Annotated in this window: 7 protein-coding genes and 1 tRNA gene; 6 read left to right on the top strand and 2 right to left on the bottom strand. The window is 56.8% G+C overall.

Annotated elements, in window-relative coordinates:
- Positions 1 to 150: 150 nt before the first annotated feature.
- The 4 genes from LOC70_RS06080 to LOC70_RS06065 all read left to right on the top strand — a co-directional run bounded on the left by LOC70_RS06080 (position 151) and on the right by LOC70_RS06065 (position 2869).
- The gene (locus LOC70_RS06080; protein WP_230252538.1) at positions 151 to 480 is read left to right on the top strand and encodes a hypothetical protein; all 330 of its coding nucleotides are present in this window, start codon (positions 151 to 153) and stop codon (positions 478 to 480) included.
- 85 nt (positions 481 to 565) lie between these two features.
- The gene (locus tag LOC70_RS06075) at positions 566 to 1030 is read left to right on the top strand and encodes a hypothetical protein (protein WP_230252536.1); all 465 of its coding nucleotides are present in this window, start codon (positions 566 to 568) and stop codon (positions 1028 to 1030) included.
- A gap of 45 nt (positions 1031 to 1075) precedes the next feature.
- A tRNA-Ser gene (locus tag LOC70_RS06070) sits at positions 1076 to 1157 on the top strand.
- Between the two features lie 284 nt (positions 1158 to 1441).
- Positions 1442 to 2869 (top strand): BBP7 family outer membrane beta-barrel protein, encoded by a 1428-nt coding sequence (locus tag LOC70_RS06065; RefSeq protein ID WP_230252534.1) that lies wholly within the window; start codon positions 1442 to 1444, stop codon positions 2867 to 2869.
- Positions 2870 to 3067: 198 nt separating this feature from the next.
- On the opposite strand, the gene LOC70_RS06060 is transcribed toward LOC70_RS06065, so the two are convergent.
- Positions 3068 to 8749: a cadherin domain-containing protein gene (locus tag LOC70_RS06060; RefSeq protein WP_230252532.1), complete on the bottom strand. Its 5682-nt coding sequence runs from the start codon at positions 8747 to 8749 to the stop codon at positions 3068 to 3070.
- A gap of 440 nt (positions 8750 to 9189) precedes the next feature.
- Here LOC70_RS06060 and LOC70_RS06055 point away from each other — a divergent pair, with 440 nt between their 5' ends.
- A complete protein-coding gene (locus LOC70_RS06055) occupies positions 9190 to 10377 on the top strand; it encodes a cohesin domain-containing protein (protein ID WP_230252530.1) in 1188 nt (395 codons plus the stop codon).
- Positions 10378 to 10593: 216 nt separating this feature from the next.
- Positions 10594 to 11286, top strand: coding sequence for a cohesin domain-containing protein (locus LOC70_RS06050; protein ID WP_230252528.1), 693 nt, complete (start codon positions 10594 to 10596; stop codon positions 11284 to 11286).
- Positions 11287 to 11291: 5 nt separating this feature from the next.
- Here LOC70_RS06050 and LOC70_RS06045 read toward each other — a convergent pair whose 3' ends face one another.
- Positions 11292 to 12839 (bottom strand): DUF1501 domain-containing protein, encoded by a 1548-nt coding sequence (locus LOC70_RS06045; RefSeq protein WP_230252526.1) that lies wholly within the window; start codon positions 12837 to 12839, stop codon positions 11292 to 11294.
- Between the last annotated feature and the right edge of the window lie 35 nt (positions 12840 to 12874).

The following is a 12874-nucleotide window of genomic DNA, read 5'->3' as shown; positions in this document are numbered from 1 at the left end:
CCACCGACGATTCGGGGCAAATGGCCGGAGTTTACTGGATTACGGGATTGCAAGACGTTTGAGCGAAATGGCTTGACCCGTTTGTGGGATAATGGGTAATCAACACATTGTGTTCGATCCACAAAATGTTCTCCCCAGGAATCCCACCTCATGTTCCGTTTGATGATGCTGACCGCGATGGTCGCCGTTTGTTCGTTGGCCACCCCTTCGGCAGCCGAAGTTTCCGCTGCTGAAACCGTCAACTATCGCTGCAAAGAGTGGAAGGCGAAGCACATCCACGAAAAGAAAGCAGCGGACACCATCGAAAAAACGTTGAAAACGCTGAAGTGCGAAGTGCAACGTCACGCGCACAACGGTCACGACGACCTGAAATATCGCTGTCCAGAATGGAAGACTCTGCAATTGAAGACTCACGAAGAAGCCCACAAGTGGGAAGCTTGGTTGAAGGAATACGGCTTCGAGACCCAACACAAACACTGATCGCGTGCTCAAACGCGCTCGTTCGCGTTTTGCCAGATCAGTTTTCTTGCCGTTCCAGTCTCTCTGACCAACGGAACTTTCTCGGATGAAGTCGTCTCTTTTGTTCCTTCCGCAGATGTCGCTGCCCGCCTACACAGGATTGGCGATCCGTGCCGCTCACGCGGTCGGGCAAATTGCCTCTCACACGTTTCAATCCGCCAGCGAGGCCGTTGAAAATCTGCGAGAATCAAAAGACTCCGATGGCAGCTTCGCAGAAATTTTCGCGGGCCAAACCGATGCGGAATCAAACTCATCGGTCAGCCTGGACAGCATTCGAGAATCGCTCGGTCAATTCCTTCGCGAGTTGGGATTGGAACCTGGATCCGAAATTTCACTGCAGTGGGAATCTGACCAGCTCCAAGTCGCGTCGGACCACCCAAGAGCCGCGGAATTGGAGGATCAGTTGTCCCAGAATTCTGCTTTGATGTCGGATCTACGTCATCATTTTCAAAGGTCTTCGTCACTGCCTTTCGACGTAACCGTGGCAACTGCCAATGACTTGATCGGATGAGCCTTGACGGGACGGACGCTTTTGTCAGAATGTCCGTCCTGCCCGGGAGGATAAGCGAATGGCTAGCAGGCTGATTCGAAATCAGTTGCCCAGCAATGGGTTGCGGGTTCGAGTCCCGTGTCCTCCGCTCAAAGGAACGACCTCGTGAAGCTTTTGCTTTGCGAGGTCTTTTTTTATGCCATGCGACTCTGGCAAACCACGAAGCCTCCGGCGTCACAGCCCGGACCGGACTTCGCTGCGTCAAGATCTCTTCGTCGATTCTGCTCGAAATCCCACCAGCCTCTCTTGTTGGGATGCTTTGTCGCTTTGTACTAAAGCATGATTGCGCACCTCGACGACGATGCGTCGCGGCCCGCGCAATGTGTTTCCGTCAGCTGAAATACCGGACGATCCTCTGCTTTCCACTCATCCATGAATACAGCTCGAATCGATCCCCCGATTGCTTCGCGAAACCACCTCCTGATTTGGATGATGGTGTGCGTGGTCGTGCTCAGCGGCATGTTGCTACAAAACACATTCGCTCAAGATCATGGTGGGGCCTCCGCGCGAGCCAAGGCGTCGCAGCCGACCGAAAAAATGAATTGGTTCCCGCAAACGATCAACGGGAAAGCGGTCGGTGCGTCCGAAGACGATTCCGACATCGCCCAGGTGGGATACGAACCGATCGAAGGCGAAATTATTTACGAGGACGGTGGTCACTACGACCATTCGACGGTCTTTGAGAAGTACGACCATTCAACGAGTGCCTGCGACGGATGCGGCACGTGCAATCAATGCGTTTCGACTCGAACGGCACGCTGCTTTTGGGTGCGTGCCGAGTATCTGTTGTGGTCGCTTGACGGAATGGATCTGCCCCCGCTGGTCACGACAAGCTCCGCTGGTACCGACCCCGACGACACAGGCGTCTTGAATCAACCCAACACTCGAACGTTGTATGGAAACAATTCGGTGCTGGACTCCATGCGTTCGGGTTTGCGTGTCACCGTGGGTTGGGACGATGATTCTCGCGGCAATGGATTCGAACTCAGCGGCATGGGAATCTTCAACGACGACGAGGTCTTCCAAAGCAACGCGAGTCTTCTGGCTCGACCGGTATTTGACACCACGGCCGGGTCGGAGTCCTCCATGCTGGTCGCACACCCTGACTTCCTGACCGGTTCGGTTCAGGTTCGATCAGAAAACGAGCTTTCGTCCTTCGAGTTCAATCGTCGACATGTTCTTTCAGCGATGCGTGGCCAACGAGTCAACTTGTTGGTGGGTTATCGATACGGCAACCTCGATGAGATGCTTCGGATCGATCAGTCGTCGGTCTACACTGCCGCCCGCGGATCGATTCCTTCCGGCACAACGGTCGAATTGTTCGACCAATTCGATGCCGAAAACCAATTCCACGGTGCGCAAATTGGATTGCAACTGCAACGTCGGACCTCGATCACCAGTTGGGACGCTCACGCCAAAATCGCCTTTGGGGTGAACCGAGCGGAAACCACGATCGCCGGCCAAACCACCAACACCGTTCCCGGCGGTGGCTCGTCAACCTTCGCGGGTGGCTTGTTGGCGCAATCCACCAACATCGGAACCTATGACGAATCCGAATTCATGGTGCTGCCCGAGATCGGATTGAACTTCACCGCACAAGTCCACCGCGACCTGCGACTCACACTGGGCTACAGCATGATGGTCTGGTCCGATGCCGTCCGAGTGGACGAGGCCATCGACCGGAACGTGTCGCAATTCCCACCGGAAGCCCCCACCGGAACGAATCAACCGGCCTATGAACTGACAACCAGCAGTTTCATCGCTCACGGTTTGAACTTTGGTGCCACGTTCCGCTTCTGAAACACGGACCGCAAGAACGCAGCGTGCTCTGGCGGCGGCTCGTCCGGTGGAACCGGACCTACATTTCGGCACCTTGTCCGGTGGAACTGGAGTTACGTTTTGATTCGTCCCTGAAGCTTGGTCGCAAGAAGATTCATGCGACCAAGCCGAGCGAATTTTGGTGGCGTGATGCTCACCGATGACCGGCCAGCGACCGAATCAGACAGCTGACTCGACAGTGATTGTCATCACCTGTTCGAACACCAATCCGTAACGGTCCTGCGCCAGAACTCGAATGCTGTACGAAGCCTTCGTGGCTTGGTCGGCTTCGAAGTTCGTCTTCAGCACACCGTCTTCGATCACGAACGACGCGTTGTCATCGTCCCCGTCACCGGCGACCAAAACAAACGAGTGCTCATCAAAGTCGTTGGCATCGAGTGCTGCAAAAGTTCCCACGGTGGTACCGCTCGCTGCCCCGTCCGCAACACTGCTGGTGTCCAGCGTGATTCCGGTCGGTGCAACGTTTTCTTCCGTGATGATCAGGTTTGCCGTGTCTTCGAAGAACAGTCCACCGGAATCTTCCACGCGAACACGGATGGAATACAACGCTTGGATCGCATCATCGACGGCTTCCGCGGTTCGCAGTTGACCATCGACCAAGGTGAACGCGTCGTTGTCAAAGTCGCCTTCGCCGGAGACCAGCGAATAGGTGAATGTTTCGTTCGCATCTTGGTCAACGGCTCCCACATTTCCGACCACGGTGCCACTCGGTTGCCCACTGGCGATGGCCGGGAAGTTCAACACCAACGCGGTCGGAGCTTCGTTCACATCAGTGACCGTGATGATGAACACAGCCTCCACGGAATCACCCGCCGCATCGGTGCTGCGAACACGAACCGAATGATTCGCCTGAGTTTCGAAGTCGAACTCCGACGCGGTGGTCAAGTTGGATCCATCAATGGCGAACATCGCATTGCTTGTGTCACCTTGGCCGCTGACGAGCGTGTACGTGAACGTGTCCGACGGATCCGCATCCGTCGTGCTCAATGCTCCCACGACGGTTCCGATGGCTGCACTTTCCGCCAACGTCAGATTGTCGAGCGAAACGGCTGTCGGTGCGTTGTTTGGCAGAACCACCGTGATCGTCAAGACTTCTTCCACCGTTGCACCGGCGGAATCCGTGCTTTGAACTCGCACGGAATAGGAAGCTTGCGTATCGATGTCCAGAGTGATGGTCGTGACAAGGTTACTGCCATCGATCATGAACGAACCGTTGCCAATATCACCATCGCCGCTGACCAACGCGTAGGTGAAGCTGTCTCCGGCATCGGCATCCGATGTGACAAATGATCCCACCACAGTTCCGCTCGGCGAATCGTCCACGACGGTGCTGCTATCAAGAGAGATCGCCGTTGGAGCATCGTTCACGTCCGTCACGGTGATCGTGAAAGTCTGCTCAAACGTGTCGCCCGCCGAGTCGGTCGTCTGAACGCGAATCGAGTAGGACGATTGAGTTTCGAAATCCAGATCCGTCGCGGTCACGACGTCCGAACCGCTGATCGTGAACGAAGCGTTGTCCGTGTCACCGTTACCGCTAACCAAGGCGTAGGTGAACGTGTCACCCGAGTCCGCGTCGGTCGTGGTCAACGAGCCCACCGTCGATCCGCTGGCCGCATCTTCCGCGATGCTGCTGTTGTCCAGAGCGATCGCGGTCGGAGCATTGTTGCCGTTGGCTTCGGTGATCGTGAAGACTTGTTCAACCGTGGCTCCACCCGCGTCGGTGCTTTGCACGCGGACGCTGTAAGACGCTTGCGTGTCGAAATCCAACACGGCCGACGTTTCCAAATTGCCGCCGTTGATCGTGAACGAAGCGTTGTCCGCGTCGCCGTCACCACTAACCAAAGCGTAGGTGAACATGTCGCCCGCATCCGCGTCAGTCGTGCTCAGTGCACCGACCGTTGTGCCACTGGGTGAATCATCCGCAATCGCGGTGTTGTCCAAAGCAATCGCCGTTGGAGCATCATTCACGTCCGTCACGGTGATCGTGAAAGTCTGCTCGAACGTGTCGCCTGCCGAGTCGGTCGTTTGAACGCGAATCGAGTAGGACGATTGAGTTTCGAAATCCAAATCCGTCGCGGTCACGACGTCCGAACCATTGATCGTGAACGAAGCGTTGTCCGTGTCGCCGTCACCGCTGACCAACGCGTAGGTGAATGTGTCACCCGAGTCCGCATCGGTCGTGCTCAACGAACCCACCGTTGATCCGCTGGCCGCATCTTCCGCGATGCTGCTATTGTCCAGAGCGATCGCGGTCGGAGCATTGTTGCCGTTGGCTTCGGTGATCGTGAAGACTTGTTCGACCGTCGCTCCACCCGCATCGGTGCTCTGCACGCGAACGCTGTACGAAGTTTGCGTGTCAAAATCCAACACGGCCGACGTTTCCAAATTGCCGCCATTGATCGTGAACGAAGCATTGTCCGCGTCGCCGTCACCACTGACCAAAGCGTAGGTGAACGTGTCGCCCGCATCCGCATCGGTTGTGCTCAGTGCACCGACCGTTGTGCCACTGGGTGAATCATCGGCAATCGCGGTGTTATCCAAAGCAATCGCCGTTGGGGCATCGTTCACGTCCGTCACGCTGATCGTGAGAGTCTGCTCGAACGTGTCGCCTGCCGAGTCGGTCGTTTGAACGCGAATCGAGTAGGACGATTGAGTTTCGAAATCCAAATCCGTCGCGGTGACAACGTCCGAACCACTGATCGTGAACGAAGCATTGTCCGTGTCGCCCTCGCCGCTGACCAACGCGTAGGTGAATGTGTCACCCGAGTCCGCATCGGTTGTGCTCAACGAGCCCACCGTCGATCCGCTGGCCGCATCTTCCGCGATGCTGCTGGTGTCCAAAGCGATCGCGGTCGGAGCGTCATTCACATCGGTCACAGTGATCGTGAAAGTTTCCACCACCGACAATCCAAACGGATCGGTGCTTTGAACTCGGACGGAATAGGACGCTTGTGTTTCAAAATCCAACGTCGTCGCGGTCACCAAATTGCCACCATCAATGGCAAACGATGCGTTGTCCGTGTCGCCTTGGCCGCTGACCAAAGTGTAGGTGAAGGTGTCCGTTGAATTGGCATCGGTGGTGCTCAACGTTCCCACGGTTGCCCCTACGTCGGCGTCTTCCGCGATCGTCGTGCTATCCAGAGCAATTGCGGTCGGAGCGACGTTGCTTTCGGTCACGGTGATCGTGAAGACTTCTTCCGTGGTCAGTCCACCCGCGTCTTCGACCTGAACACGAACGCTGTACGCGGTCTGGGTCTGTTGATTCGCGACGAACGCGGTCAACAACTGATCACCCGAGATGGTGAAGGACGCGTTGTCCGTGTCCCCTTGGCCCGAAACCAACGTGTAAGTGAACGTGTCGTTCGTGTCCGGATCGTTGTTGGTGAAACTACCAACGGCGGTGCCGCTCGCTTCGCCATTGGCGACCGTCGTTCCCGACAGACTGATCGACGTAGCCGCCTCATTCACACTGCTAACCGTGATCGTGAAGACTTGTTCCACGAACAGGCCACCCGAGTCCGTGCTGCGAACGCGAACGCTCAACGTGCCTTCGGCTTCCGCGTCCAACGCACCGGCGGCCTGCAACTCATCGCCGGAAATTTGGAACAACGCGTTGTCGTCGTCCCCGTCCCCCGTCACCAAGGTGTAGGTGAAGGTGTCTCCGGACGTTGGGTCTGCCGTGGTGAACGTGCCAACCACGTCACCGGCCGATCCGTTCTCCGCCACGGTCGAGTTGTCCAGAGCCACGGCGGTCGGGCCTTGGCTGTCTTCGGTAATCGTGAAGACTTCTTCGAATGTTCCGCCCGAGGCATCGGTGGTTCGCACACGAACGCTGTAGCTGCTTTGTGAACCGAAATCGATGGTCGTCGCGGTTTGCAGTTCGTCACCAACGATTTGGAACGATGCATTGTCGTCATCGCCAGTCCCGGTCACCAAGGTGTAGGTGAAACTGTCCGAAGCGTCCGCGTCGGTCGACGACAGCGTGCCAACGACCGTGCCGGAAACCGAATCATCCGCGAGTGTATTGTTGCTCAAGGAAATCGCGGTCGGGTCATCGTTGGCATCCGCGACGGTGATCGTCAGAGATTGATCGAAGCTCAATCCACCTTGATCCGTGGTGCGAACCACCACCGTGTAGCTGTTCTTCGTTTCGAAATCCAACGACGTGCTGGCAACCAATTCATCGCCAGAAATCGCAAACGTCGTGTCGCTGGTGCTGCCGTCAATCGAAACGATGCTGTAGGTGAACGTGTCACCCGCATTGCTATCGGTCGTGCTCAGTGTACCGACCGCGGTACCAGTGGCTTCGTTTTCTGCGATGGTGGAATCACTGATGCTCACACCGGTCGGAGCAACGTTTTGTTCCGTCACCGAAATCGTGAACACGCGTTGATAGGTGCGTCCCGTCGAGTCCGTGGTCTGCAACCGAATGGTGTAGCTGTCCTGCACCGATGCATCGAACACCGCAGCGGTCAACAACGTGTTGCCAGAGATCGTGAACGAACCGTTGTCCGTGTCTCCCGTTCCCGCGACCAACGCGTAAGTGTGCGTGTCGCCCGAATCCGGGTCCATGCTGGTCAAAGTGCCAACCGCGGTGCCAACCGCTTGGCCTTCGGCGACCGTGCTGCTCGACAAAGAAATGCTGGTCGGTGCTTGGGCATCGGGCAAATCAGGAATGTTTGGCGTCGAGAGTCCAACAACTCGTCGGAGCAAGTCACTCGCATCCAGCGGGCTCAAACCGTCTTGTCCCGTGACATCCCCCAACAAGACAGGATCAATCATGGCAAACGGAACAAAGGTTTCACCGGAGCCGGTCGGGTCAGTGACCACAAAGCCTCCGTCAAGTTCGACGCCCACGCGAGCCACCAAGCGGGCATCTTCGGCGTCATAGCGACGGTTCGCGTTCACGTCCCCGGGGAACGCCACCACCTGCAAGGCATCATCCGCCGCCGCGTCCATCGCTCCCGCATTCACATCCAGCGAGCTGATTCGCAAAGTCTGCGACGCGCCATAGGGTGCGTCCTCCGGCACGTCGGCAATCAGGTCAATGATGTTGGCCTGACCGGATGCCATCGGATCCAAGCTGAAGAACGTGATCGTCGCGACACCAGGCGTTTCCAAGTTCGCTTCGACTTGGCTTCCGGTCGGAGCGTCCTCACCCAATTGCACGGCGCTGATGTTCAGCAGCGCCGGGTCGTACTGCAAAGTCAGCGTGACCGAGGTGACCCCGTCCGCGTTGCTCAGTTGAATGGGCAAACCAGCCGGCAGTTCGTTGCCGCTGCCCACGGCGGGCAATTGAATTGATTGAGTGGGTCCGCGAACGATGTCCGGCAATCCCACCACCAACGAGGCGGTTTCGGACACCGTGAAGTTGGTCACAAAATCTCCGCCGGCGGTGCCGTTGTTGTCTCCGTCGAGCAACTCGCCATCGGCCAAGTCGGTGAACGCGTCGCTGGCACTTCTCAGCGTGGCTGTGTAGGTGTCCGCCGCCAGCGGTCCATCCGAAGAAATGAATGTGACGGTTGTACCGTTTACAACGAGTGAACCACGTACGCTGCCTGTGGTGGCTCCCTCCAACGTCACATCGGCGGCGCCGGCAACGCCCGCTTCGGTGTCGTAAAGGCTGATCAGTTGTGTGTTGACCTCTTCGCTGAGTTCAGCAGTGAACCCCGATGGCGTGGGATCAAACGAGGCAATCGTCGCGGCGAGAACTCGTCTCGATTCCAACGATTCCAATTTCAGTCGCCTGTCTTTTCCTGTGGAAAAACGGCGTGTTTCGCGAGACCGACGATTCTTTTTTGAGGCAAGACGAGAAAGCAAACGCTGAACAGCGGGTTTCATAGATCAAGGACCTTAAGCGACCAGAGTCGATTGAAAAGCAGACTGCCGTCCCTGCTGAAATGTCAATTGTCACACGGTCCCTGGCGACAAACGGAATGCTCAAAACGAGCCCGAGGTGCATCTATGACGACATTCACGCCATTTCGTCACGGGGCTTTCTAGATTTTTTTGGAAATTTTTTGTGGCTCAGTGCGTCAGAGGTATCGTTGAAGGGTGACTTTTTCCACCTGGAAGATCACTCCCCGTAGCATAGGTCAATCGATTCGCGGTCATTTTCCTCGCTGCTTGGTTGCCACACCGTTGGTGGCCTCAGTGGGCAATCGCATGGCAACCAGTCACTCAGCACCCGATCACGTGGCTCCATGAACCGGCCGTATCGTAATGTGGCTCCACGCTCGCCTTTCGCTGTGAACATACAAACAAGACTCTGGCAACCTTTGATGAAACCTCTTCGAAAACGACGCTTGGCCATTCAATCGCTGGAAGGCCGTCGATTGCTGGCCGCGGTTCAAATCCCGGATGATTTGACGGCTGCTCCCGCCGAAGTCGTCTCCGTTCCCGTCAACATCGATACATCCGCCGGCATTCGCGGTGCCGAGATCCGATTGTCCTACGACACCACCATGTTGGACTTGGATGACGATGACATCGAACTGGGAAGCGTTTGGGGCTCCGCTTCTGACACGCAAATCACCGCCAATGTGGACGATGCCGCTGGAACGGTGGTCATCTTCGTTTCCTCCTCCAGTGAATTGGCTGACCTATCCGGCAGCCTCGTGGAACTTCCGTTTTCAGTGGACGGTGACGCGGTCGTCAACAGCACGTTCGTGTTCGACTTGACGCAAGTCCGTTTGAACGAGGGTCAAATCGCGGTCGATCCGGCTCCTGTTTCCGGTGACGACTCAACGGACGGTTTGCTGACCATCGTTGCCTCCGCCACTGGCGACGACGTGATCCGTGGATTTGTATACGCCGACGCCGACGCCGACAACGTTTTGGATCCCGGTGAAGCCATCCCAGGCGTCACGATCACCTTGATCCACTCCGCCACGGGAACCGAACGCCAGACAACCACCGACGCAGACGGCAGTTACGAATTCGTCGATCTCGCACCGGGCGAATACGAAATACTTCAAACTCAGCCCGTGGCCTACTTGGACAGTGGGGACAACGAGTTGGACGTGACTCTGGTCGAAGGCACGGCATTGGAAGACCAAGACTTCCGCGAACTTGGTTTGCTGCCTCAATACATCTTCAATCGACTGCACACCAACACGGTCCAGCCTCCCGGTTCCGACAATTGGTCCGCCGCAATCACCATGATCAATACCGTTGCCGAAGCGGAAGCGGACACTTCGCAAAGCTCCACCGCAGCGGCCGCTTCCACCAGCACGGCCAGCAGCGGCACCACCCAGTCGTCCCAGAGCGAAAGCACCGCCAGCGGCGAACCTCTGGTTGGGTTGCTGGCAAATGAAGACGCCTCGTCCACTCGCGAAGAAGCGGGCGAACCCATCCTGATCGATGTCCAAACCAATGCGGCCGCGGTCGCCCCCTCATCGACGCACAGCACAAACGACGACGAAGAACACGCCGCGATCGATCATTTGTTCGCGAATCAATTGTTCTAGTCGAGACCTTTGCAGGCGGCTTCGAACCCGCCCCCCATCAGCCATTGGAAACGCCGCGTCGCGCAGTTGGAATCTTCCGACCAAGACGCCGAGTGACGTTGACACAAATGTTCAGACTGGGCTACTTCCATGAACTGACAGCGAAGGATGTTCGTCGCTTTCGCGGTGGATCATGTGCTCGATTCGGAGACGTCGATGGGTGCCAGGAAGGCAAACGTGTTTCGCAAAATATCCGCCGAGAAATTGGAAGCTCGGCAACTGACCGCCAGTGTGTCTGTCAGTGCAACGCCCACGTTGCCTCCGCAAGAATCCACGGCCTCGGTGGAAGTTTCTGACGCCGGCGAATTGCGATCGGCGGAGATTCGTTTCGACTACGACCCGCAAAAAGTCCAAATCCAAAAGGACGACATCCGCCCCGGATCCGCGTGGAACAACCAAGCGGCCTTGATCGCCAATGTGGATGAAGAAGCCGGCAGCGTGCACGCCTTCATCTTCTCAACGCGTCCGATCAACGCTCAAACTGGAAACTTGATCGACGTCGATTTGGATCCCGCTCCCGAATCGCTTTGTTCTCCGGAACTGGAACTCGATTTGCGTTCCGTCCGCCTGAATGAAGGCGAAATCCTGCTGAAAGATGATCCCACCGACGGTCCCGATCCAACGGATCACAGCGTCAATTCCGGCAAGCTGCATGCCCGTCCTATCGGCAGGCGTTTACCCGCCGGTGAATCGGTCGCAGAGCCTGAGCTGTTGCCTTCCACATTGAACTCCATCGCTTCAACCGAAGCCGCGGGCCAACCGTTGGCATTCCCGGTCGATCACCGACCGTTCTTCGGTCCCATTCATCCCGATTTGCCACCACCGGCGCACGTCGATCTGATTTTGACCGAAGAATTCCTTTCGCAGTAGCGACACTATCCGACGATGTCTTTGATCACACTTCCGTGAACATCGGTCAAACGGAAATCACGGCCCGCGTAACGATAGGTCAGCCGCTCGTGGTCCAGACCGAGTAAATGCAGGATGGTGGCGTGCCAATCATGAATGTGGCATTTGCCGTCCACTGCTTCATAACCATGTTCGTCCGTGGCACCGTAACTGAACCCACCTCGAACGCCGCCACCAGCCATCCACGTTGTGTAGCCTTTGTTGTTGTGGTCGCGACCGTCGCCGTTCTGCGCGTGTGGGGTGCGACCAAACTCACCCGCCCAGATGACCAACGTTTCTTCCAGCAAGCCACGTTGTTTCAAGTCTTGAAGCAACCCCGCGATCGGTCGATCGATTTGCGAACAATGATCCTCCATCTCATCGCGCAAATTGCGATGATGGTCCCAACCGGGACTGATGCATTCGATGAAGCGGACTCCTCGCTCCGCCAAACGCCGAGCCATCAAACACTGACGACCGAAATCATCCGTTGATGAACCATCGATGCCGTACAGTCGCAATGTCTCGTCGCTTTCGTCGGACAGATCCACCGCTTCGGGCATTTCCGACTGCATTCGGTAAGCCAACTCAAACGATTCGATCATGCCCTCCACCTGAGGCTGGTGCCCATCGCGATCGAGTTTGTTCTTGTTCAAACTTTGAATGAGATCCAGTTGAATGCGTTGCTGTTCCGGCCCCAACATGTCGTTGGTCAAGTTGGGAATCGCACTGTCTTCGCGAGCCCCCATTCGGTCGCGAAACATTTGTGCCATGGGTCTTCCCTGCATCCCCATCCGTTCGCCCACCATCGCATCACGCATCCCACGACCGCGGCGCATGCCACCTTCCATCCCTCTTTGCATCGCCCGCCGCCGTTCATCGGCCGCTTGCATCATGTTTTGGGCAAAGCCTCCACGTCCTCGACCGCGGCCGCCGAGATTCATTTTGGTGCCCTGATAGATCGCTGGCAAAAACGAACTGGCGTAGTTCCCACTGTCACCCGCCGTCGGATTGAGAACGATGAAACCAGGCAGGTTCTCGTTCTCGGTCCCCAAACCGTACAACGTCCACGCGCCCATCGAAGGACGTGGAAACTGAAAGCTTCCGGTGTGGGTTTGCGTGGTGGCTTGCGGATGGTTGGGTTGATCACAATGCATTCCGCGAAGCAAGCAAAGCTCATCCGACTGCGATGCCAATTCCGGAAACAGGTCCGAGATCCAAAGCCCGCTTTTGCCACGCTGACGAAATTCCCAAGGCGATCCGAGCAACCGTCCGGAACCGCCATACTTGCCGACTTTACCCGTGTCTTTGATCAACTGCGGTTTGTAGTCGAACGTGTCGACGTGCGACGGTGCACCACGCATCGACAAAAAGATCACACGTTTCGCTTTCGCTTCAAAGTGTGCCGGCTTCACCTGCAGCGGATTGCTCGCGCGTGCTTGCTCCGTGGCGAGAGCGGCAAACGCGAGATAGCCAAAACCACTGCTGATGGTTTTCAGTGCTCCGCGGCGAGAGCTCACATTGGGATCGGTCATCACGACACCTTGGAAAGAGAAAGAGAGAAAAGCAA

Source organism: Rhodopirellula halodulae (assembly GCF_020966775.1).
Taxonomy (GTDB): Bacteria; Planctomycetota; Planctomycetia; order Pirellulales; family Pirellulaceae; genus Rhodopirellula; species Rhodopirellula halodulae.
This window is presented reverse-complemented; position numbering and strand designations above follow the sequence as displayed.